The sequence below is a fragment of the Saccharopolyspora hirsuta genome (assembly GCF_008630535.1).
Taxonomy (GTDB): Bacteria; Actinomycetota; Actinomycetes; order Mycobacteriales; family Pseudonocardiaceae; genus Saccharopolyspora; species Saccharopolyspora hirsuta.
Genome location: NZ_VWPH01000004.1, coordinates 430,358 through 451,779, shown reverse-complemented (window position 1 = coordinate 451,779; position 21,422 = coordinate 430,358). Strand labels below are relative to the sequence as shown.

Sequence of the window (21,422 nt, the reverse complement as noted above, 5' to 3'; positions counted from 1 at the left end):
AGTGCCCCGAGAGGAGTCGTCCGGAACCGTGTCCCGCCGAGCTGTTCCCCTCGCGGGGTTCCTCGGTTTTCGGGCCCCGGTCCGTCAGGGGCGTGTCGGACCGCTGAATCCGACGCAGCCGGACCAATTTCGCAGTGCACGGGTACGCGCTCGCGATCCGCTGGTCCGGGTTCCGCACGCCGAGTCCGGCGTGGTGCCGGTCACCATAAGGTCGGATTCGCGATCACACAAGGCCTCAGGTGAATCCGAGGTGAATTGCCCGGTGTTCTCCGCGCGTTCCTAGCTCGGCCTGTTCCGCGGTGCTCTGGGTGCGGGCGACGCGCTGCGGTGCGGGTCGGGTTTGCCCGCGATGGTGGCCCACAGCTCGGGGTCGAAGTGGTCCTGGGGGAGTTGGGCGACCATGTAGCGGACGCTGCGCTCGACCTTGATGCGCCAGCGGCGCGCGGCTTCGTCGGCGTCGCCATCGCGGATCGCCTCGTACAGGCCGATGTTCTCGCGGGCGATGAGGTCCACCGCCTCGGCCCAGTCCAGGTGCAGGATCGCGTTGAACATGCGCAGTCGCATGGTCAGGTGCTCGAAGGTCCGGCCCGCCTGCGGCAGCTGCGCCGATCGTGCGATCGCGTCCTGGAAGAGCAGGTCGGCCTCGCCGATGCGGGGGTGGTCGCCGTGCCGGGCGACCACCCGTATCTCGGCCAGAGCAGTGCTGACCGGGCGGAGGGCGGATCGGGGGAGGGTCGCGATGCGGCGCATCAGCAGACCGCCCAGGTAAGCGCGCACGGCGTAGAGGTCGAGGATGTTGGTGGCGCTGATCTGGGGAACGGCGGCTCCGCGGTTGGGCAGCAGTTCGAGCATCCCCTCCTCGGCCAGCACCCGCAGGGCCTCGCGCACGGGACCGCGGGAGACCCCCAGCCGGGCCGCCAGCGGTGCCTCCTTGACGCGTTCACCGGGTTTGAACTGACCGTTGGCGAGCGCTTCGCGCACGAGTTGGGCGACCTCGTCGGCGATTCGAGGTGGGCCGGACGCCGCTGCTTCGGGCGACGCGTGCTCGTCGGCACCTGCACGTCGCGCGTCAGATCGCTGCTCCGAGTCCTTGATAACCCCGCGATCTCCTCGGTCGCCGCCCCAGAGCGCCCGTCGGCTCTTGATCCACGAGAACGGCTGCGCTGACGGTGCCCACTCGCTGCACCAGCGGCGAACGTCTTCGCGGAGGGCGTCGATGGACGTGGCGAAGCCCAGCACGTCGTCGCCGGTGAGCGGGCTGCGGGACAGGAGGGCGTCGATGTCGTCGATCCACGATCCGGTCGGCGCCACCGCGTGCCGGTGGAACCGCGGGTGCCCCTCCAACCAGGTGTCGATGGCCGCGTGCGCCGAGGGGGTCGCTCCGCCGACGATCAGGTGCACCGCCATCCGCGCGGGAACGCTGCGGTGGAGGCGTTCCAGGAAGTCGCGCAGGGAGGCGGCGGGCACCGGTGCGTCGGCCGCCTCGTCACCTCTGATCGAGGTGAACGCGTTGGCCACGGCGAGCAGGTCCCGCGCTTCCGCCGACCTCTTGGACGCGGTCGAGGTCGTGGGGGCGCGGTCCTTCAGCGGGGCCGCGTGGGCGTCGGCCGCGACGGCCAGCACCCGAAGCGGCGGTGCGAGGTGGAGCCCGACCAGGTCGCGCACCTGGAGCGGCAGCGAGCGGCCCGCGTCCGGGGGGAGGTCGGCTCGCCCCGGGCTCGCCTGGATCCGGTAGGCGCGCCAGATCCGGCTCACCTTCGTCTGGCTGAGGCCGACCGCGGCGGCCATGGCGCGGGTCGACCAGCGCCGACCGCGGGGCGGCGGGCTGAGCGTGCGCACGATGACCTGCGCGATCGTGTCGTCCGTGACGACAGGCGGGCGGCCGGGGCGTGGCCGCTCCGCGAGCCCGTCGAGTCGTTCGGCGGCGAACCGCGAGCGCCACGTGCGGACCGTGTCCACCGAGGTGCCGAGACGTTCGGCCACGGCGGTGTTGGTGGCCTCCTGCTCGCAGGCCAGGACGATCCGCGCGCGCAGCACGAGGGCCTGGGGGCAGTTGCGGCTGCGGGTCCAGGTCGTGAGCGTGGTCCGCTCGTCGTCGGTGAGGACCACCGCATCGCGAGGACGTCTGGGCACGGGTCGATCGTAGGGAAACTTCCGACTCGACTCAACGAGGAGGCCTGGTCGCGGTACATGGGCGTTGTCGACAAACGACGGCTTTCGCATACTTCGTCGCCAACGAGGTCGCACCGCTGGCGCCCACAAGGCGCGCGAGCTCGCAACGACAACTGCACCCCGCTCACGCACGACCGGAGCCGCCACGCGATCGGCGCTGGCGGGGTCGTGATCGATGTGCGCGGTGCCCTTCCGCCCCGCGACCTGAGCAAGGGAGATCCTGAAATGTCGGCACAGCTGAGCGGTGTGCTCACCGCTCTCGCCACCCCGTTCACGCCTGAAGGCCGGATCGACGTGGAGAATCTGCGTCGCCTGGTCGACCGCAGCGTCGACGGGGGAGTCGACGGCGTCGTCGCCTGCGGGTCGACCGGTGAGTTCGCCGCCATGTCCGGAGCCGAACGACGCCTGGTCGTGGAGACCGTCATCGACCAGGCGGCCGGTCGGGTCCCCGTCATCGCGCAGACCGGTGCGGTGAGCACGGCCGAGGCGATCGAGCTGTCCCGCCACGCGCAGGACGCGGGGGCCTCGGTGCTGATGCTGGTCACCCCGTACTACGAGCCGCTCACCATCGAGGAGACCGTGCGCTACCTGCGCACTGTCGCGGGCGCGGTCGACCTCCCGATCATGCTCTACAACCTCCCGGGTGCCACCGGGGTCAACCTCGCGCCTGAGACCGTCGGTCAGCTCGCCGGTGAGGTCGACAACATCCGGTACATCAAGGACACCAGCGGCGACATGGCGCAGGTGTGCAAGCTGGTCCACCACTACGGCGACGTCATCTCGACGTTCGTGGGCTCGGACGACCTGCTGCTGGCCTCGATCGCCGAGGGCGCGGCCGGTGTCATGGCCGGTACCGCCAACGTGATCCCCGCCGAGCTCGTCTCCGTCCACCGGGCGCTGGTCGCCGGGGACCTCGCACGCGCGCGTGCGGAGTGGTCGCGGATCTACCCGCTCGTGGACGCGATGATGTCGGCTCCGTTCATCCAGGCGGTCAAGGAGGCGTTGAACGCGGTCGGCTTCCCTGCGGGACGCCCGCGTCCGCCGCTGTCCGGTTTGGACGCCGGGACGGCCGGGTCGATCTCGTCGCTGGCCGCCGGACTGCGGCCGCGGGCCGCGGCCGCGCGCTGACGAGCGCTGCTGCGAACCACGAACCGTTTTCCGCGAGAACGCAACGGAGGTAGTGCTTCATGCCCGCTTCAGCCGACCTCGGCACGGCGGCGGTTCGCCGCGCATCTGACGTGCCACCGCTGGTCGATGCGGACGAGTTCCCGCCGGCCCAGCACTTCATCGGCGGCGAGTTCGTCGGGGCGACGTCCGGGAGTTCCCTCGACGTGGTCGATCCGTGCTCGGAGGAGGTCCTGGCCCAGGTGCCCGACGGCACGGCGGAGGACGTCGACCGCGCTGTCGCCGCTGCCGTCGCGGCGAAGGCGGACTGGGCGCGGGTGGTTCCCAAGGACCGTTCGGAGTTGCTGCACGCGATCGCGGACCGGCTGGCCGAGCGCACCGAGCTGCTGGTCAACCTCGAGTCGGCGAACACCGGCAAGCCGATCCGGGTCGCGCAGGACGACGTCGCCGGGACCATCGACACCTTCCGCTTCATGGCCGGGGCACTGCGCGCGACCACGTCGATGGCCGCCGGTGACTACGTCGCCGACCACCTGTCGGTCATCCGCCGCGAACCGGTCGGCGTGGTCGGAGTGGTGACGCCGTGGAACTACCCGCTGATGATGGCGGCCTGGAAGATCGCACCCGTCCTCGCGGCGGGGAACACGCTGGTGATCAAGCCGTCCGAGCAGACGCCGCTGACCACCTTGAAGTTCGCCGAACTCGTCGGCGATCTGCTGCCCGCCGGGGTGCTGAACGTGGTCACCGGGCGCGGTTCCGCCGTCGGTGCGCGGCTCTCGGAACACCCCGATGTGGACATGGTCGCGCTGACCGGTTCGGTCAACAGCGGTCGTGCCGTGGCCCGGGGCGCAGCCGAGACCCTCAAGCGGGTGCACCTGGAGCTCGGCGGGAAGGCCCCGGTGGTGATCTTCCCGGACGCCGACCTCGCCGCCGCGGCGTCGGCGTTGCGCGTTGCGGGGTACTGGAACTCCGGCCAGGAGTGCGGGGCGGCCTGCCGCGTGCTCGTGCACGAATCGATCGCCGAGGAGTTCGTCGATCGCCTCGTCGCCGAAGTGCGCGATCTGGTGGTGGGCGAGCCGCTGGCCGGGGAAGAGGTCGAGATCGGCCCGCTGGTGTCGAAGGCGCATTTCGACCGCGTGCTCGGGTATTTGGAGCGCGCCGAGGAGGAAGGCGCCCGCGCGGCCGTGGGTGGCGGGGCGCTCGACGGGCCCGGTTACTTCGTGGCGCCGACGGTGCTGGTGGACGTTCCCGACGGAGCCGAGATCAGCCGCGAGGAGGTCTTCGGCCCGGTCGTCACGGTCGAGACGTTCCGGGACGAGGACGAAGCAGTCCGCCGCGCCAACGAAGTTCCCTTCGGCCTGTCGGCATCGGTGTGGACCGAGAACGCGCGCCGTTCCCACGACATCGCAGCGCGCCTGGATGCGGGAACCGTCTGGGTGAACTCGCACCTGGTGCTCGCCAACGAGGTTCCGTGGGGCGGTTTCAAGGGTTCCGGTTACGGCCGGGACCTGTCGATCTACGCGCTCGACGACTACTCCCGCACCAAGCACGTGATGCACAACCACGGGAGATGAGCCCGGGGGCGAGGGACGGCTTCGCGTCGGTCCCCGCCCACCCGCATTCGAACCACGACCGCGGAAAGGCCTCCGCGCAGCGGCCTTTCCGCGGTCGACGTGCGCGGATCCGCACATCGGCCCGCTCGGCCGCCGACGGCGGACCGGTGTCCGCTCGGTTGTCATACGGTCGGGCAGGAAGAGGGATGGTGATGAACAAGGTTCCCGCGCTGAGCGCAGCTGCGGGCGCGCTGCTGTGGGGCACGCTCGGCCCGGCCGCCTCCGCGCTGGCGGGCGATGAGCTCCTCGGGGCGGGGAGCGGGCGTCTGCTGGTCGGAGCGCTGACGCTGTTCCTGCTGGCCGGTGGGACGCGTGCGCTGACGGGTTGGTGCCGCCTGGATCTGCGGCCCGCGCTCACGGGTGGTCTTGCGCTCGCGGGTTTCCAGGTCTGCTACTTCGAAGCCGTCGCCCGCGCTGGCGTGGCGACCAGCACGGCGGTCAGCATCGGACTCGCGCCCCTCGTCGCCGGGCTCATCAGCGCGGTCAGAGCTCGCGCGCTGCCCGGAGCGGGGCTGCTCGTCGGGATGGTGCTGGCCATCGCCGGGGTGCTGCTGGTGACCTTCGGAGACGGATCGAGCGTTCAGATGAACCCTGAGGGCCTGGCGTTCTCCGTCGTCGCCGCGGTCCTGTTCGCGCTCCAGAGCGTCGCCATCGAGGCGCTGACCTCCCGCCACGCGGGGCCGCGAGCGGTTGGGGTCCTCTTCGCCGTCGGAGCTCTGGCGCTGCTGCCGATCGCTGCGTTCACCGCGCCCAGCAGTCTCCTCGCGGTCGACCGGCTGCTGGTGGTGGTCTACATCGGGGCGATCGGAGGTGGCCTGGCCTACTGGCTGTACGCACGAGGGGTGCGGCGGCTCGGCGCGTCGGCCGGTGTGACGATCAGCCTGCTCGAACCCGCAAGTGCCGCGGTGATCGCCATGGTGGTCCTGGGGGAGTCGTTGACGCCCTTCCAGCTGGCGGGCGTCGTGGTGGTCTGCGCGGCCACGGTCGTGATCGCGCTGCTCGTGCCGGGCACCGACCCCAACGTTCGCGATGGCCAGCGGCCCCGGGTGGTCGACAGCCGCCGGACGAACTCCGGTCGCCTGCGGAACGACGACGAGAGGCGGGCGGAGGTGCTCATCCGGCGGGGTTCTTGATCTGCTCGCGGAGGATGTCGCCGTGGCCCGCGTGGCGGGCGAAGTCCTCCGCGATGAGGAGGTAGATGAACCTCAGGTTGACCTCGCCGAGGTCCGGGTGGGTCGTGGTGTCGTCGAGGTCGAAGGCGGCGGCGATCTTTCGGGAGCGTTCGCTGGCGCGCTCGAACTCGGCGATCACGTCGGGCACCGTCTCGTCGTCGGCGACGACGAAGCTGGTGTCCCCGGCTGTTGTTCCGCCGTCGCACTCGTGCTTCGGCAGGCCGCCCAGGACGTGCTGGAACCAGATCCGTTCGGCGACGGCGGCGTGCTTGAGCAGTCCGATCGGGGTGGTGGGGGAGGTGACGAGACGGCGGCGGGCCTCCGCTTCGGACAGGCCGCGCACCGTGTTGATCAGCTCGGCTCGGTTGCGGTCGAGCGCGGTTTCGAGCAGGTGGCGCTCGGCGCCGGTGGTGGTGAGCGGTATCGACCAGGTCATCGTCGGCCTCGATTCTGCTTGGCGGGCGTGGATCTGCCTGTTCTCAGGGGTTTTCGGATTTTTCCGCGCGCGGTCGGATGAGTGCTCGCCCGGAGTGGGCGGGAATTCGGCGAGTTCGTGCCGGTGATCTCGGTGAGCCGTCCGCCGAATGTGCGGTCGTCGGCGTTGAGTCGCTAGATCTGCGCGGGTGCCGGGGGACACCGGCGTGTCACGCGCAGGCGTTGCTCGGACCTTATCCGAAGGTGGACGCGAGGTCCAGCGCCCGATGCTGCTCGGCTCGGGAATGGTGCAGTGTGGACAGTCGTGGGCCGGGGATCGGTGATCTCCCCGGTGGGCGGTTTCCCCGTTGTTCCCCGGAAGGGTCACGGTCTCCCGGGATCAGGTCACTGCGCTGGTTGTGCGTAGGTGGCGGCGCCGGACCAGTCGATCGCGACGCAGTCCTCGTCGCCCACGACCCATGCGTCGTGCCCGGGGGAGACGACGCCGGTTTCGCCGGTGCTGATCTCGCCCTCCTGGCCGTCGTCCATCACGATGTGCAGCCTGCCGGACAGGACGTACATGGTGTGGGCCTGCTGGCAGCTGTCGGTCCCCACGATCGGTTTGACGTCGTTCGACCAGCGCCAGCCGGGGTGCAGGACGGTGCGCCCGACGGTCACCCCGGGGAGCTCGACCACGTCCAGCTCGCCGTGCTCGAACGTGCGCGAATCGTCCGGCTTGCCGAGATCCTTGACTTCGAGCGTCATCGCTCCTCCTCGAGTCCGCGCCACTTGCGTGCAGGTCGAGTCTGCGGCGCACCTGGTCCAGCGCCCAGGGTCCAAGGGCGCATGCGGGCGGGCTTGGGCCGATGGTGCGGTCTGGTCGTGCTTTGCCCGATCTCGCTGTACAACTGGCCCAACTTCTGCGGTCGAGCTTCACCCAATGGGCACGAACGGCTAGCTTCTCCCGGCACAGCTGCGCATCTGCACCCGTCGCGACAACGACGTCCAACCCGCTCGATGCCGAGCGCGATCACCGGGATGCACCCATGTCCAACACCCTGACCCTGGTCAACACGGCGTTCGCCGTCCTCGCGACGGTGCTGCTGATCATCCGGTTCCGCCTGAACCCCGTCATCTCGCTGCTGCTCGGGGCCTGCTACCTCGGCCTGACCTCGGGGCTCGGCGTCGACGGCACGATCGAGGCCATCACCACCGGTTTCGGCGATCTCATGGCCGAGATCGGCCTGCTCGTCGCGTTCGGCGTGCTCACCGGCTCGCTGCTGCAGCGCTCGGGTGCGATCGAGCGCCTCGTCGAGGCGCTGCTGCGCCGGGTCGGGCCCGCGCGCATGCCCTACGCCCTGTCGATCACGGTCGCGACCGCGCTCCAGTCGATCTTCCTCGACGTCCTGGTGGTCATCGTCGCGCCGCTGGCGCGGGGGCTGGGCATGCGCATGGGCCGGGCCGGGACGCCGCGGATGATCGCCGCGATGGCCATCGGGATGGAGGTCGGCGTGGTCATGGTCGTGCCGGGCATCGCGTGCCTGGCGCTGGCCGGTCTGCTCGGGGTGCCGCTCGGCACGATGCTGCTCTTCGGCCTCCTCGTCGCGGTGCCCACCACCGCCATCTCGGTCGCGATCGCGCAGTTCGTCTTCCGCCGGGGCTGGTGGGACGAGGCGAAGGACGAGCGGCCGGTTCCCTCCCCGGAGGCCGCCGCCGGGGAGTGCGGTCGAACCCGCCTGGTCGTGCTCTTCGCCCCGATCCTCGTCGCGCTGCTGCTCATCGCCACCGGTGCGGTGCTCGACATCGCCGAGGTCGAGATCGCGCCGCTGGAGTTCGCCTGCGACCCGGTGATCGCGCTGTTCCTGGGGTTGATCGGCACGATCGCGGTGACCCGTCGCGCCGCGGGCGCGGCGGTGGTCGAGGAAGCGCTGGGCAACGGGTTCCGGGAGAGCGGGCAGATCCTGATCCTCAACGGGGTCGGGGGATCGCTCGCCACGACGATCAAGAACGTGGGCCTCGGGGACGTCTTGGGGCAGTACTTCGCCGCGAACACCGCGGCGCCGCTGCTGGTGGTGTGGGTGGTGGCGGCCGTCCTGCACGTCGCGGTCGGCTCGGTGTCCATCTCGGCGATCACCGCTGCTGGCATCCTCGCGCCGCTGGCCCCGGTCATCGGGCTGGAGCCGGTGTGGATCGCGCTGGCCGCCGGTGCGGGCTCGCTGTTCGCCATCCACGTCACCAGCAACACCTTCTGGCTGCTGCAGTCGTTGGCCGGGCTCACCGCGCGCGGCACGCTGAAGACCTTCTCCGGCGGGGTTTCGATCGCCTCGGTCGTCGCGATCCTGGTGATCCTCCCGCTGTCGGCGGTGCTCGGGTAGCCGGGATCAGCCGCGCAGCTCGTCGTGCATCTTCCTGATCAGCGGCGAGATGCGCGGCATCAGGCGGCGGCTGAGCACGACCTCCGTCGAGGTCCGCTCCACGCCGTCGACCGCGATGATCTGCTGCAGCACGTCCTCCAGCCCGGCGTTGTCCTTCGCGACCACGCGGCACAGCAGGTCCGCGTCACCGGCGACCGCGTTCGCCTCGATGACCTCCGGGATGCGGCTGAGCCCGGCGAGGGTCTGCTCGAGCTTGCCCTGCGCGAGCTGCAGCCGCACGTAGGCCAGCCCCGCGTAGCCCATCGCCGCCGGGTCGAACTGGGGCCGCCAGCTGATCAGCACCCCGAGCCGCTGCAACTTGTCGACCCGGGCCTGCACCGTCGCGCGCGCGACCCCGAGCCGTCGCGCGTACTCGCGCACGCCTGCCCGGGGTTCCTCGGCGATCAGCTGGAGGACTGCGGTGTCGAGCGGTTCGAGCGCTGGTTGCATGCGGTGCTCCCGGTGCCGGGTCGTGGTGGCCGGTGGTCCGCACATTCTCCATCTCGGAGGGCCGTTGGCCCAGCAGGAGATCCGAGCGGGCTCGGAAGTCATGACCAGATGTCCACGATGGTCGGCCAAGCAGACTTCGTGCTGTACCAGGTGCTCAAAAATCACGCGTTCAGTTGACCCAGCGGTACGCGATGTCCACCCTGTTCACGACCGACCGGTCACGCAGAACACGGCTGAAGGAGGGCGCGATGGCACGGACCCTCGCCGGGAAGGTCTGGGACGCCCACGTCGTCCGCACGGCGGGGGAGGAGGACCTGCTCTACGTCGACCTCCACCTGCTGCACGAGGTCAACACGCCGATCGCGTTCGACGGGCTGCGGGCCGCCGGTCGCCGGGTGCGCCGCCCCGACCTCACGCTCGGCACCGAGGACCACCTGGTCCCCACCGGCGACCTGTTCAAGCGGATCGAGGAACCCGCGATGCGCCGCCAGGCCGCGCTGCTGGCCGAGAACTGCGCCGAGTTCGGCATCGAGGTGTACCGGCGGGGCGATCGCGAGCGGGGCATCGCCCACGTCATCGGGCCGGAGCTCGGGCTGGTGCACCCGGGCATGACCGTCGTCTGCTGCGACTCCCACACCACCACCATGGGTGCGTTCGGCGCCCTGGCCTTCGGCATCGGCACCTCGCAGGTCGAGCACGTGCTGGCCACCCAGACGCTGCCGATGACCCGGCCGAAGGACATGCGGGTCACCGTGACCGGGCGGCTCGCCGACGGCGTGACCGGCAAGGACCTGATCCTCGCGCTGATCGCGCAGATCGGCACCGCGGGCGGGCAGGGGCACATCGTCGAGTACCGGGGCCCGGCGATCGAGGCGCTGTCGATGGAAGCCCGGATGACGGTGTGCAACATGACCGTGGAGGCCGGTTCGCGGGCGGGCATGATCGCACCGGACGACACGACCCTGGCCTACCTGCGCGGCCGACCGCACGCGCCGAGCGGCCGGACGTGGGAGGTCGAGGAGGAGCACTGGCGCGGCCTGCGCTCCGACGACGACGCGGTCTTCGACCGGGAGGTCGTGCTGGACGGGGACCGGATCAGCCCGTTCGCGACGTGGGGCACCAATCCCGGGCAGGGGGTTCCGCTGGACTCCGCGGTGCCGCACCCGTCGTCGTTCGCCGACCCCGAGGAGCGCGCCGCGGCCGAGCGAGCGCTCGCCTACATGGACCTGGAGCCGGGCACCCCGATGCGCGACATCGCGATCGACGCGGTGTTCATCGGCTCCTGCACGAACGGGCGCATCGAGGACATGCGCGCTGCCGCCGAAGTCTTGCGCGGGCGCACCGTCGCGCCCGGTGTGGAGGTCTACCTCGTCCCCGGGTCCGACACCGTCCGCCAACAGGCGGTGGACGAGGGGCTCGCCGAGGTCTTCGCCGCCGCTGGCGTGCAGCTGCGCACCAGCGGGTGCTCCCTGTGCGCCGCGGTGAACGAGGACCGGCTGCGCCCGGGGCAGCGCGCTGCCTCCACCAACAACCGAAACTTCGAGGGGCGCCAAGGAAAAGGTGCCCGCACCCACGTCGTCTCACCGGCTGTGGCCGCTGCCAGCGCGGTGGCCGGTCACCTCGCCGCTCCAGCGGATCTGGAGGCCTGATGGAGAAGTTCACCGTCCACACCGGACAAGCGGCCCCGCTGCGGGCGAGCAACGTGGACACCGACCAGATCATCCCGGTCCGCTTCCTGACCCGGCTGACCAAGGCCGGTCACGGGCAGGACCTGTTCGCCGACTGGCGCGACGACCCGGAGTTCGTGCTGAACCGGCAGCCCTACGACCGGGCGACGATCCTGGTGGCGGGCACCGACTTCGGGACCGGCTCGTCCCGCGAAGGAGCGGTCTACGCGCTGACCGACCACGGCTTCCGCGCGATCATCGCGCCCCGCTTCGGCGACATCTTCACCGGCAACGCCCACCAGAACGGCCTGCTCCCGGTCGTGGTCCCCGCGCCGGTGGTCGAGCGCCTCTGGGAGCTGCTCGAGCGCGAGCCGACCGCCCCCGTCACGGTCGACCTGGTGACCAGAACGGTCCGGGCGGACGGTGTGGAGTGCCGCTTCGACGTCCCGGCGGAGGTCCGCGACCGCCTGCTGGCGGGTCTCGACGACATCGGCACGACCCTCCAGCACACCGAGGACATCGCGGCCTACGAGGCCCGCCGCCGCCCCGCGCTTCCGACCACCACCCGGCAGCGCGGTCCTGGTCGGGGCCATCCATAGGATCCGCGGATAGCTCTACAGCCTTTTCATATCGACGAGGTATTGCAGGAGGTCTTCGGGGCGCTGAGAATCCCCGTCCATGGATGCGGACGTGATCGTGGTGGGGCTCGGCAGCGCGGGGGCGATGGCCTGCTGGCAGCTCGCCGAAGTGCACGGGGCGCAGGTCATCGGGGTGGAGCAGTACGCGCTCGGGCACGACGCCGGGGGATACGCGGGCGAGTCCCGGTTGTTCCGCACCGGGTACCACGAGAGCCCCGAGTACGTTCCGATGCTGCTCCGAGCCCGCGAGCTGTGGCAGGAGCTCGAACGGGGCGGCCGACGGACGCTGTTCCTGCCCGCGGGTGTGCTGTCGATCGGGGCACCGACGATCGCACCGATGCGCAACGTGCTCGCTTCGGTGGAGGAGCACGAGATCCCGCACGAGGTGCTGGACGCCGCCGAGCTGAAGAGCCGGTTCCCGCAGCACGGGTCGATCACCGACGAAATCGGTGTTCTCGACCGGCTCGGCGGCGTGCTCAGGCCCGAGTCCGCTGTGCAGGAAGCGTTGCGCCGAGCGCGGAAGGCTGGCGCCGAGCTGATCGACAACGCGCCGGTCGCCGGGATCGAGGAGATCCCCGGCGGTGTGCGGGTTTCGACCGCGCGGGGCAGCCACACCGCCAAGAGCGTCGTCGTCACCGCCGGGGCGTGGGCCGCGCAGCTGGTGCCGGAGCTGCGGGAGGTGCTCGACATCCGGCCGCTGGTGCTGACCTGGTTCGCGCCGGAGGACCCGGCGGCGTTCGCACCGGAGGTCTTCCCGGGGTTCATCCGCGACCTCGGGGACGTCCACCTGTTCGGCATCCCGAGCGTGGACGGGGCGCTGGTGAAGGCGGGCTGGGCCGACGCCTGGGGCTCGATCGCCGATCCCGCGCAGCTGGTCCGGTTCCTGGAGCCGAGCGCGCTGGCCGGGGTCGGCGGCGAGGTCCACGACCTGGTTCCCGACCTGCCCGCGCACCCGAGTCGGCACTCGGTCCACATGGACGCCTACACCCCGGACCGGCGAGCGGTCATCGGGACGGTCCGGCCCGGGGTGGTGGTCGTCGCGGGGTTGTCCGGTCACGGGTTCAAGCTCGCGCCCGCGTTCGGCGAGATCGCGGCGCGCTCGGCCCTCGGGCTGCCGCAGCAGCACGACATCTCGCGGTTCTCCCCGGACCGGTTCGGGGGCTGATGTGGAACTCCGGCTGTTGCGCCACTTCGTGGCCGTGTACGAGGAACGCAGCTTCACCGCTGCGGCGCGCCGCCTGCACACCGCGCAACCGCCGGTGAGCCAGGCGATCGCCAACCTCGAGCACGAGCTCGGGGTGCGGCTGTTCGAGCGGACCAGCCGCTCGGTGTGGCCGACCTCCGCCGCTGACGTCCTCTACCCGGAGGCGATCTTCCTGCTCCGCAGGGCGGCGGAGACCAAGACCCTGGTGCGCGGGGAGTCCGGCCGCGCCCCGGTGCGCATCGCCGCGGTCACCTCCGCGTTCCCCGCCCTGCTCCCGGCGCTGCTGCCGGAACTGGCGGACTGGGACCCCGTGGTGGTCGACCTCGGCAGCTCCGAGCAGCGGCACGCGCTGGCCGCCGGGCGCATCGACCTGGCCATCCTCCGGGAGTGGGCGGACGACTCCCCGGACCACGTCGTGCTGGCCGACGAACGGCTGCTGCTCGCGGTGCCGCTGGACCACCCGCTGGCCGCCTCGGACACCGCCTCGCTGCGCTCCGTCGCCACCGAGCGGATCGTGCTGTTCGGCCGGGACCGCGCCCCGGTCGCCTTCGACGCGATCGCCGCGGCCTGCGCCGAAGCCGGGTTCTCCGCCGAGCCGGTGGCCCACGTGCAGAGCGAGCAGGCGATGCTGGGCCTGGTCTCGGCCGGGCACGGCGTGGCGATCGTCTCCGAGATCACCGGCCTCACGCCCTGGCCGGGCGTGCGGTTCCTGCCGCTGCCCGGCACCACCGCCCGGTCGCCGCTGCGCGCGCGGGTCGCCAGCGGTGACCCGCTCGGGCTGCTGCCCGTCGTCGAGCGCGCCTTCCGGTCCGCCCAGCGATCGCTCGGTTTCGCATCCCCACCAACACCGTAGGAGTCCCGTGGATTACTCAGCCTGGTCGCTGCTCGTCGACGCCGGCTTGATCGGCCTGCTCCTCGTGATCGGCGCCGTCCTGCGCGCGACCGTCCGACCGCTCCAGACCTTGATGGTCCCGGCCAGCGTGCTCGCCGGGGTGCTCGGCCTCGCGCTCGGTCCCGAGGGGCTCGGCCTGCTGCCCTTCTCCGACCAGCTCGGTGCGTACTCGTCGGTGCTCATCGTGGTGGTGTTCGCGTGCCTGTCGCTGACCGACGACGTGGACCTGCGGCGGCTCGGCCGCTCGGTGGCCGGGTTCGCCAGCTACGGCGTCCTGTTCTACGCGGCCCAGGTCGTGGTCGGCGTCGTGCTCGGGTTGCTGGTGCTGGGCCCGCTGTTCGGCACGCACGACGGGTTCGGGCTGCTGCTGTTCGCCGGGTGGGCGGGCGGTTTCGGCTCGGCGGCGGCGATGGGCGCGGTCTTCGGGGACGGGGGCTGGACCGAAGCGCAGTCGCTGGCCTTCACCTCCGCCACCGTCGGGCTGCTGGTCGGCATCGTCGGCGGCATCATCCAGGCCAAGATCGGCGCGAAGCGCGGACATGCCAAGGAGTTCGACGGGCTCAGCGCGCTGCCGGAGCACCTCCGCACGGGGGTGCTCCGCGCGGACGACGAGCGGCCGGTGATCGGCACGCACACCTTCTCCAGCGGCTCGATCGAGTCGCTGGGATTCCAGGCCGCGATCGTGCTGATGATCTCCGCCGCGGCCTACGGGGTGAACACGCTGCTCGGCGAGGTGTTCCCGGCGGTGTCGTTCCCGCTGTTCTCCATCGCCTTCGTGGTGGGCCTGGTCCTGCGCGGGCTGCTGTCGGCGACCCGGACGCGCCGGTTCGTCGACCCCGAGTCGCTCAAGTCGATCTCGGGCAGCGCCACCGACGTGCTCGTGGTGTGCGGCATCGCCTCGATCGTGCCGAGCTTCGTGGCCGGTCACTGGCTGCCGCTGCTGGTGCTGTTCGCGGTCGGGCTGGCGCTGTGCCTGCTGCTCGGCATCGTGGTCGCGCCGCGGATGCTCGGCGACGCCTGGTTCGAGAAGCAGATCTTCACCTGGGGCTGGGCAACCGGGTCGGTCTCCACGGGGCTGGCGCTGCTGCGCATCATCGACCCCCGGCTGCGGTCCCGGACCTTGGAGGACTTCGCCATCGCCTACCTGCCGCTGCTGCCGGTGGAGGTGACCGCGGTGACCTTCACCCCGGTGCTCGCGCTCGCGGGTGCGGGCTGGGCGATCGCCGGGATCTGGGGCGGCATCGCGGTCCTGGCGCTGGCCGTGCCGTTCCTGCTCGTCCGGCGGCCGACCCGCACCGAGAGCCGGACGGCGGAACCGACCGGCTGACCGCAGTGGATGATGGTCGCCGTCCAGCCCACTTCGAACTCCTGGAGCCGTGCCTTGCCCCCGCTCACGTCGCAGTACGCCGTCATCGGTGCCGGTCTGGCCGGTTCGGCCACCGCGTGGCAGCTGGCCTCGCGGGGCCACGAGGTGGTCCTGCTCGAACAGGCGACGCCAGCCCACCGGGGCGGCAGTTCGCACGGATCGGCGCGCATCCTCCGCTACGCCTACGCCGATCACCTCTACGCCCGGATGATGGTGCGGGCGCGGCCGCTGTGGGACGAGGTCGAGCGGAGCGCGGGCAGGGAGCTCATCACTCCGACCGGTGCGCTCGACTTCGGTGCGCAGCACCAGCCCGAGCACATGGCCCGCGTCCTCGACGACCTCGGCGTCGAGCACGAGCTGCTGAGCGCCGGGCGGGCCACCGAGCGCTGGCCGGGGTTCCGCTTCGACACCCCCGTCCTGTGGCACCCGGGGGCCGGTGTCATCCACGCCCAAGCCGCCGTGGAAGCGATGGTCGGCCTCGCCGCCGGGCACGGGGCGCGGCTGGAGACGGGCTGGCAGGTGGCTTCGGCCGCGCGGGAGCGCTCCGGCTACCGGCTGGTCTCGGCCAGCGGTGCCGTCGTGGAGGCGGAACGCGTCGTGGTGTGCGCTGGCGGCTGGTTGCCCGATCTGCTGGGCGAGCTGGCGCTCCCGGCGGGGTTCCGGTCGGCGATGCCGCCCTTGATCGTCCGGCAGGAGCAGGCCTACCACTTCCCGTACCGCACCGGTGGATCAGCCGCGGCGTGGCCGAGCTTCATCTTCAAGGACGAGCACATCCAGGTCTACGGCCTGCCCGGCGGGGAGGACGCCGACTTCCGCGGCCAGAAGGTCGCCGAGTTCAACGGCGGCAAGGTGCTGCCGTCGGCCGCGCACCAGGACCAGCTCGTCGACCCGGCCAACCGCCGGCGGGTCACCTCCTGCGTGCAGGACAACGTGCCCGGTCTGGAACCGGACCCGTACGCCGAGACCACCTGCCTGTTCACCAGCACCCCCGACGAGAACTTCGTCCTCGACCGCGCGGACGGGATCACCGTGGTCTCGCCCTGCTCCGGGCACGGGGCGAAGTTCGCGCCGCTGGTCGGCGTCCTCGCCGCCGACCTGGCCAGCGCGGCCGACCCCGCTGCCGTCCCCGCGGAGTTCCGCGTATCCGGATGAGCGGAGCCCCAAGCGATATGGGGGGGATAACGCGGGCTGCCAGGCTGCACGGGCCGCGCGGGAACGCGGTTGCTCGTCGTCGTTCGTGGAGGGTGTCATGGCAGCGCCTAGTTCGGTCCGCGTCGCCCAGCGCGGTGATCTCATCTCGCTGGCGGACCTGGACCTGGTCCAGATCCGGGAGATCGTGCGCAACGGGGTAGCGTTCGCTCGCGGGGAGCGCGCCGGGGAGCCGCTGGCCGGGGCCGTCATCGGCATCTACTTCCGCAAGACCTCCACCCGGACGCGGACCGCGTTCTCCGCCGCGGCGCTGCGGCTCGGCGCGCGCATCATCGCCTACGGGCCGGACGACCTGCAGCTCAACACCGGTGAGACGGTCGAGGACACCGCGCAGGTGCTGTCCCGGATGCTCGACGGGCTCGTCTGCCGCACCGCCGGGAGCACCGAGGAGCTCCGGGCGCTCGCCGCGCCGCCGGGGATGTCGGTCATCAACGCGATGAGCGCCCACGAGCACCCCACGCAAGCGCTCACCGACCTCATCACGATCCAGCAGCACGTGGGCGGCGTCGACGGGGCCCGGGTGCTCTACGTCGGCGAGGGCAACAGCACCGCTGCGGCGCTCGCGCTGTCGCTGCCCCGCTTCGAGGGCACCGAGCTGCACCTGCGGACCCCGCCGGGCTACGGGCTGGAAGCGCACGTCCGGGCGCAGGCCGAGGAGTACGCGGCGGAATCCGGTTCGGTGCTGCGGGAGACCCACGACATGGCCGAGCTGCCCGCCGACGTCGACGTCGTCTACACCACGCGGTGGCAGACCACCGGCACCACCAAGGCCGACCCGGACTGGCGCGCGGTGTTCCAGCCGTTCCAGGTCGACGAGCAGCTGCTCGACCGGTACCCGGAGGCGCGGTTCATGCACGACCTGCCCGCGCACCGCGGCGAGGAGACGACCGCGGCCGTGCTCGACGGACCGCGGTCGATCGCCTTCGACCAGGCTGAGAACAAGATGCACGGCGCCATGGCGGTGCTGGAGTGGGCGCTCAGGTCGCGAACCTGAGCTCCGCCTTGGCGGATCTGCCCACCAGGCGGGGGGCTCGGGCGGTCTCGGCCGCCCGCACCTCGTTGTGGTCCAGCTCCGCCGCGAACGTGCGCAGCAGCGGCTGGAACCGGTAGCGGACGTCCTCGGTGTCCGGCCCGGGGACGCCGTCCAGCAGGTGCACGTCCACCAGGTTTTCGATGAGGCGCTCCGCCTCGTTCGGGTCCAGTCGCAGGAGGGTGCACGCGTCGTGCAGGCCGAACTCGGTGGTGTTCAACCGGCCCAGCAGCCGGAACATCCGCGCCACCTCGGGGCTCAGCCGCTGGTAGCTGGCCTGCAGCCGGCTGCGCAGCCGCTGCTCGCCGTGCTCGAAGTGGTCCAGCCGGGTCCGCGGTTCGGCGAGCCGGTTCACCAGCCGCTGGATCGTCCAGTGCGGCTTGGCGATGAGCTTGGTGGCCGCGATGCGCAGCGCGGCCGGGAGGCGGGTGCACAGCTCGGCGAGTTCGGCGGTGGCGCGCGGTTCGGCTTCGGCCCGGCTGCCGATCAGCGAGACGAGCAGGTCCACCGCCTCCTGCTCGCTGACCGGCCGCAGCCGCAGCCACAGCGCGTTGCCGACCAGCTCGCTGATCTGGTTCTGGCTGGTGATGATCGCCGCGCTGCGCGGCCCGGGCGGCAGGACGTGGCTGATCTGCTGGTAGGTCGCGACGTTGTCCAGCAGCACCAGGGCTTTCCGGTCGCGCATCAGGTCCTGGTAGAGCGCCGTGGCCGCGTCCAGGTCGGCGGGCAGGTCGGCCGCGGCGACGCCGAGCTGCCGGAGGAACTGGTGCACTGCGTCCCGCGCGTCGGACTCCTGCGGCCCGCGGCAGCACGCGTGCAGGTTCGCGTACAGCACGCCGCCGGTGAACTCCTCGGCCTTCCGGTGCGCCCAGTGCACGGCCAGCGCGCTCTTGCCGATGCCGGTGCAGCCGGTGATCAGGGCGGCGCTCGGCCCCGGCGCGTCGGCCAGCCCGTCCAGCGCGGTGAGCTCGGCGTCCCGGCCGCGGAACGGGACCACGTCGGCGGGGAAGGTGTTCGGCCGCGTCACCGGTGGCGCGATCTGCCGCGGCTGGGCCGGTTCCTGGATCGCCGGGTCGTCGTTGAGGATCGCCTCGTGCAGCTCCTGCAGCACCGGACCGGGTTCCAGGCCGATCTCGTCGATGAAGTACTGGCGGCCCTCGCGGAAGGTCCGCATCGCCTCCGCGCGTCGCCCCGCGCGGTACTGCGCGAGCATGAGCTGGGCGCGGGTCTGCTCCCGCAGCGGCTTCTCCTCGACCAGCGCGGTGAGCTCGCTGATCAGCTCGCGGTGCCGCCCGAGCTGCAGGTGCAGCGCGGTGCGCTCCTCCTGGACGGCGAGCTTCTGCTCCTCCAGCCGCTCGGCCTCCAGCTCGACGACCGCGGAGCTGATGTCGCACAGCGCGCGGCCCCGCCACAGCGCCAGCGCCTCGTCGTAGCGCTCGGTGGCCTGCACGATCTCGCGGCGGTCGGTGAGCGCGCGCGCTTCGGCCACTTTGGACCGGAACGACAGCAGGTCGATCTCGTGCTCGGTCCGGCGCAGCAGGTACCCCGGCGAGGAGGTCAGCAGCACGTCATCGCGGAATCCGAAGGAGCGGAAGGTCTTCCGCAGCTCGGCGACGCAGATCGCCACCTGCGTCCTGGCGGTCGCCGGGGGGTGCCCGTTCCAGATCGCTTCCGAGATCCGGTCGATCGAGACGACCCGGTCGGCGTTCAGCAGCAGCATGGCCAGCACGATTCGCTGGCGAGGTCCGCCGATGGAAATCCTCCGTTCCGCGAACTCGAGGTGTAAGGGCCCGAGCAGCCCGAATTTGAGACGGTCGGTCATGAAATCTTCTTCCTGTTGCTCGCGCCCCAACACGAGCAACTGTTGCCGTGCCCAACGCAATCCCCCCTGGAGTGCCCTGGATGGCACGACGTTCATCCTATCGAGTGGTTGTGCGCATCCATTGGGCTTTGACGACGTTTGCGCCGCCGCGGTTCCGCCGGGTTGACCCGGGCAATTCGCCTAGTTCGGGCGGTTTCCGGGGCGGGGAAGAGCTCGACCTGGGGGGATGCCGAAAGCGGGGAGCGGTGCGCGGGATCCGGGATCGGCGCATCAATAAGACATCGATAACGAGACGAAAGAATGCGTGGCGAAAAATTGACAACCAGTGGCGAAACTGCTGAGGACGTGGCACTTGCCGCAGCGTCGATCGACCAGTTGCAGGCCGGGCAGAAGGCCGGTCGGTTCAGCGCGGCGGACCTCGTCCGGTTCCACCTGGACCGGATCGATCGGCTGAACCTGCGCGGGCCCGAGCTGCGCGCGGTGCTGGAGACCGACCCGCAGGCGGTGGCGGTCGCCGAGGAGCGCGACGCCGAGCGGCGGCGCGGTGCGCTCCGCGGCCCGCTGCACGGCATCCCCGTCCTGGTCAAGGACAACCTCGAAACCGCGGACGGGCTGCACACCAGCAACGGCACCACGGCGCTGCTCGGCTTGCGCCCCGAGCGGGACGCGACGGTGATCGCGAAGCTGCGCGCCGCGGGGGCGATCGTGCTGGGCAAGACGAACAAGAGCGGCTGGATCAGCGGCTCGGCTGGGTGGAGCGCGCGAGGTGGGCAGGGTCGCAACCCGCACCGGCTGGACCGGTCGCCGCACGGGTCCAGCTCGGGTTCGGCCGCCGCGGTCGCCGCCGGGTTGTGCGGGTTCGCGCTGGGCACCGAGACGATCGGGTCGATCCTCGGCCCGGCCGGGGTCAACGGCGTCGTCGGGCTGAAGCCGACGGTGGGGCTGACCAGCCGGGCGGGGATGATCCCCGGCGTGCCGAGCCTGGACACCGTCGGGCCGCTGTGCCGCACCGTCGCGGACGCCGCCGCGGTGCTGGGGGTGCTGGCCGGGGTGGATCCGCGGGACCCGGCGACGGCCGCCGCCGGGGGTCGGTTCCCCGCCGACCACCGGGACTGCCTCGACGCGAACGCGCTGGTCGGGGCCAGGATCGGGGTGGCGCGCGAGGCGTTCTTCGGGTTCGACGACCACGCCGATGCCGTCGCCGAGGAGGCCATCCGGGTGCTGGCGGCCGCGGGCGCGACCATCGTCGACCGCACCGAGATCCCGAGCCTGTCCCGGATCATGTCCGACGAGGGCCTGATGTTCGCGCAGCTGCAGGAGGTCAAGCACCACCTCGACGCCTACCTGGCGGCCGCGCCGGGCGAGCACCCGCGCAGCATCGGGGAGCTGATCGCGCACAACCGCGCGCACGCCGACGTCGAGATGCCGCACTTCGGCCAGGAGACGCTGGAGATGGTGGACGGGCTCAGCGGGGACCTCGACGACCCGGCGTACTCCTCGGCGCTGGCCACCATGCGCCGGTTGTCCCGGGACGAGGGCATCGACGCGGTCCTGCGCGAGCACCGGCTCGACGCGCTGGTGGCGCCCACCGGCGGGCCCGCGTGGAAGATCGACCTGGTCAACGGCGACCCGCCCGCGCGGGGCAGTGCGCTGCTGCCGGGGCTCGCCGGGTATCCGGCGATCAGCGTCCCGGCGGGCGCGGTGCGCGGGCTGCCGGTCGGCGTCACGTTCCTGGCGGGGGCGTGGTCGGAACCGGTGCTGCTGCGCCTCGCGCACGCCTTCGAGCAGGCCAATCCGGCTTGGTTCCCGCCCGCGTTCGAACCGCCGGGGGTCGGCTGAGGATTCTTCAGGCGGCTTCGGTCAGCAGCCGCCGGAGTTCGGAGATCTCCGCGGTGAGCGCGGTCAGCTCGTCGCGCATTTGCCGGGTTTCGGCGGCCAGCTGCTGCGTTTGCTCGTTCTTCGCCCGGAATTCCCGGGCGAGTTGATTTCGTTGAATCCTGGAGTAACCGAACAGCCCGATCAGCAGGGTGGCGGACGCGATCAGCAGGGATATGACACCGGTGTCCAGATTGTCCATCCTGGGATTCCTTTCCGCGGGGATTTCCGCTCCCGTTCCGAGTGGCGCGGAGCGCGGTCAGCCGCATGCTACGCCCCGGCCGCCGCCCCCGTCGGAAGCGTTCTGGGCTGCGGAAATGCGCACGATAACGACCCGAAAATCGCGCTGTTTAGCCTCG

At 71.5% G+C, this 21,422-nt stretch carries 18 protein-coding genes; 12 read left to right on the top strand and 6 right to left on the bottom strand.

Features of this window, described 5'->3' with window-relative positions:
- Positions 1-279 precede the first annotated feature (279 nt).
- Positions 280-2,133, bottom strand: a complete 1,854-nt coding sequence (locus F1721_RS10410) for a GntR family transcriptional regulator (RefSeq protein WP_150066386.1) — start codon at positions 2,131-2,133, stop codon at positions 280-282.
- Positions 2,134-2,397: 264 nt separating this feature from the next.
- On the opposite strand from F1721_RS10410, the gene dapA reads away from it, so the two are divergent.
- The 3 genes from dapA (at position 2,398) to F1721_RS10395 (ending at position 6,043) form a co-directional block, all read left to right on the top strand.
- Complete coding sequence (dapA, locus tag F1721_RS10405; RefSeq protein WP_150066385.1) at positions 2,398-3,300, top strand: 4-hydroxy-tetrahydrodipicolinate synthase; 903 nt, start codon at positions 2,398-2,400, stop codon at positions 3,298-3,300.
- 59 nt (positions 3,301-3,359) lie between these two features.
- Positions 3,360-4,871 (top strand): aminobutyraldehyde dehydrogenase, encoded by a 1,512-nt coding sequence (locus F1721_RS10400; protein WP_150066384.1) that lies wholly within the window; start codon positions 3,360-3,362, stop codon positions 4,869-4,871.
- Between the two features lie 191 nt (positions 4,872-5,062).
- Complete coding sequence (locus F1721_RS10395) at positions 5,063-6,043, top strand: EamA family transporter (RefSeq protein ID WP_170301436.1); 981 nt, start codon at positions 5,063-5,065, stop codon at positions 6,041-6,043.
- Here F1721_RS10395 and F1721_RS10390 read toward each other — a convergent pair.
- Both F1721_RS10390 and F1721_RS10385 read right to left on the bottom strand, forming a co-directional pair.
- Positions 6,024-6,518, bottom strand: coding sequence for a DinB family protein (locus F1721_RS10390; RefSeq protein ID WP_150066382.1), 495 nt, complete (start codon positions 6,516-6,518; stop codon positions 6,024-6,026). The two genes, F1721_RS10395 and F1721_RS10390, sit on opposite strands and share 20 nt — an antisense overlap.
- A gap of 383 nt (positions 6,519-6,901) precedes the next feature.
- Positions 6,902-7,261 carry a cupin domain-containing protein gene (locus F1721_RS10385; protein WP_150066381.1) on the bottom strand — a complete coding sequence of 120 codons (360 nt, stop codon included), beginning with the start codon at positions 7,259-7,261 and terminating at the stop codon, positions 6,902-6,904.
- A gap of 281 nt (positions 7,262-7,542) precedes the next feature.
- On the opposite strand from F1721_RS10385, the gene F1721_RS10380 reads away from it, so the two are divergent.
- Complete coding sequence (locus F1721_RS10380; RefSeq protein ID WP_150066380.1) at positions 7,543-8,871, top strand: GntP family permease; 1,329 nt, start codon at positions 7,543-7,545, stop codon at positions 8,869-8,871.
- A gap of 6 nt (positions 8,872-8,877) precedes the next feature.
- Here F1721_RS10380 and F1721_RS10375 read toward each other — a convergent pair whose 3' ends face one another.
- Positions 8,878-9,360, bottom strand: coding sequence for an Lrp/AsnC family transcriptional regulator (locus F1721_RS10375; RefSeq protein ID WP_150066379.1), 483 nt, complete (start codon positions 9,358-9,360; stop codon positions 8,878-8,880).
- Positions 9,361-9,608: 248 nt separating this feature from the next.
- On the opposite strand from F1721_RS10375, the gene leuC reads away from it, so the two are divergent.
- The 7 genes from leuC (at position 9,609) to F1721_RS10340 (ending at position 17,330) form a co-directional block, all read left to right on the top strand.
- A complete protein-coding gene (gene leuC, locus F1721_RS10370) occupies positions 9,609-11,009 on the top strand; it encodes a 3-isopropylmalate dehydratase large subunit (RefSeq protein WP_150066378.1) in 1,401 nt (466 codons plus the stop codon).
- Positions 11,009-11,626: a 3-isopropylmalate dehydratase small subunit gene (leuD, locus tag F1721_RS10365; protein ID WP_150066377.1), complete on the top strand. Its 618-nt coding sequence runs from the start codon at positions 11,009-11,011 to the stop codon at positions 11,624-11,626. Before leuC ends, leuD begins: the two co-directional genes overlap by 1 nt.
- Before the next feature lie 79 nt (positions 11,627-11,705).
- Positions 11,706-12,830 carry an N-methyl-L-tryptophan oxidase gene (gene solA, locus F1721_RS10360; RefSeq protein ID WP_150066376.1) on the top strand — a complete coding sequence of 375 codons (1,125 nt, stop codon included), beginning with the start codon at positions 11,706-11,708 and terminating at the stop codon, positions 12,828-12,830.
- A gap of 1 nt (position 12,831) precedes the next feature.
- The gene (locus F1721_RS10355) at positions 12,832-13,722 is read left to right on the top strand and encodes a LysR family transcriptional regulator (RefSeq protein ID WP_150066375.1); all 891 of its coding nucleotides are present in this window, start codon (positions 12,832-12,834) and stop codon (positions 13,720-13,722) included.
- A gap of 7 nt (positions 13,723-13,729) precedes the next feature.
- Complete coding sequence (locus F1721_RS10350) at positions 13,730-15,088, top strand: sodium/glutamate symporter (protein ID WP_150066374.1); 1,359 nt, start codon at positions 13,730-13,732, stop codon at positions 15,086-15,088.
- 54 nt (positions 15,089-15,142) lie between these two features.
- On the top strand, positions 15,143-16,279 hold the full coding sequence (locus F1721_RS10345) for an FAD-dependent oxidoreductase (RefSeq protein WP_211840406.1): 1,137 nt from the start codon (positions 15,143-15,145) through the stop codon (positions 16,277-16,279).
- Between the two features lie 97 nt (positions 16,280-16,376).
- Positions 16,377-17,330, top strand: coding sequence for an ornithine carbamoyltransferase (locus tag F1721_RS10340; protein WP_150066373.1), 954 nt, complete (start codon positions 16,377-16,379; stop codon positions 17,328-17,330).
- Here the strand turns inward: F1721_RS10340 and F1721_RS10335 are convergent.
- Entirely contained in the window at positions 17,314-19,188 is a 1,875-nt protein-coding gene (locus F1721_RS10335) for an AfsR/SARP family transcriptional regulator (protein WP_246154616.1), read from the bottom strand. The two genes, F1721_RS10340 and F1721_RS10335, sit on opposite strands and share 17 nt — an antisense overlap.
- 300 nt (positions 19,189-19,488) lie before the next feature.
- Between F1721_RS10335 and F1721_RS10330 the strand changes: the two genes are divergently transcribed.
- Positions 19,489-21,027, top strand: coding sequence for an amidase (locus tag F1721_RS10330; RefSeq protein ID WP_150066372.1), 1,539 nt, complete (start codon positions 19,489-19,491; stop codon positions 21,025-21,027).
- Positions 21,028-21,034: 7 nt separating this feature from the next.
- Here F1721_RS10330 and F1721_RS10325 read toward each other — a convergent pair whose 3' ends face one another.
- Complete coding sequence (locus F1721_RS10325; RefSeq protein WP_150066371.1) at positions 21,035-21,265, bottom strand: hypothetical protein; 231 nt, start codon at positions 21,263-21,265, stop codon at positions 21,035-21,037.
- Positions 21,266-21,422: the final 157 nt, after the last annotated feature.

Coding starts and splice junctions, on each gene's coding strand:
- dapA (WP_150066385.1), top strand. CDS start 2,398: ATGTCGGCACAGCTGAGCGGTGTGCTCACCGCTCTCGCCACCCCGTTC.
- F1721_RS10340 (WP_150066373.1), top strand. CDS start 16,377: ATGGCAGCGCCTAGTTCGGTCCGCGTCGCCCAGCGCGGTGATCTCATC.
- F1721_RS10390 (WP_150066382.1), bottom strand. CDS start 6,518: ATGACCTGGTCGATACCGCTCACCACCACCGGCGCCGAGCGCCACCTG.
- leuC (WP_150066378.1), top strand. CDS start 9,609: ATGGCACGGACCCTCGCCGGGAAGGTCTGGGACGCCCACGTCGTCCGC.
- F1721_RS10395 (WP_170301436.1), top strand. CDS start 5,063: ATGAACAAGGTTCCCGCGCTGAGCGCAGCTGCGGGCGCGCTGCTGTGG.
- F1721_RS10385 (WP_150066381.1), bottom strand. CDS start 7,261: ATGACGCTCGAAGTCAAGGATCTCGGCAAGCCGGACGATTCGCGCACG.
- F1721_RS10325 (WP_150066371.1), bottom strand. CDS start 21,265: ATGGACAATCTGGACACCGGTGTCATATCCCTGCTGATCGCGTCCGCC.
- F1721_RS10335 (WP_246154616.1), bottom strand. CDS start 19,188: ATGACCGACCGTCTCAAATTCGGGCTGCTCGGGCCCTTACACCTCGAG.
- F1721_RS10375 (WP_150066379.1), bottom strand. CDS start 9,360: ATGCAACCAGCGCTCGAACCGCTCGACACCGCAGTCCTCCAGCTGATC.
- F1721_RS10380 (WP_150066380.1), top strand. CDS start 7,543: ATGTCCAACACCCTGACCCTGGTCAACACGGCGTTCGCCGTCCTCGCG.
- F1721_RS10400 (WP_150066384.1), top strand. CDS start 3,360: ATGCCCGCTTCAGCCGACCTCGGCACGGCGGCGGTTCGCCGCGCATCT.
- leuD (WP_150066377.1), top strand. CDS start 11,009: ATGGAGAAGTTCACCGTCCACACCGGACAAGCGGCCCCGCTGCGGGCG.
- solA (WP_150066376.1), top strand. CDS start 11,706: ATGGATGCGGACGTGATCGTGGTGGGGCTCGGCAGCGCGGGGGCGATG.
- F1721_RS10330 (WP_150066372.1), top strand. CDS start 19,489: ATGCGTGGCGAAAAATTGACAACCAGTGGCGAAACTGCTGAGGACGTG.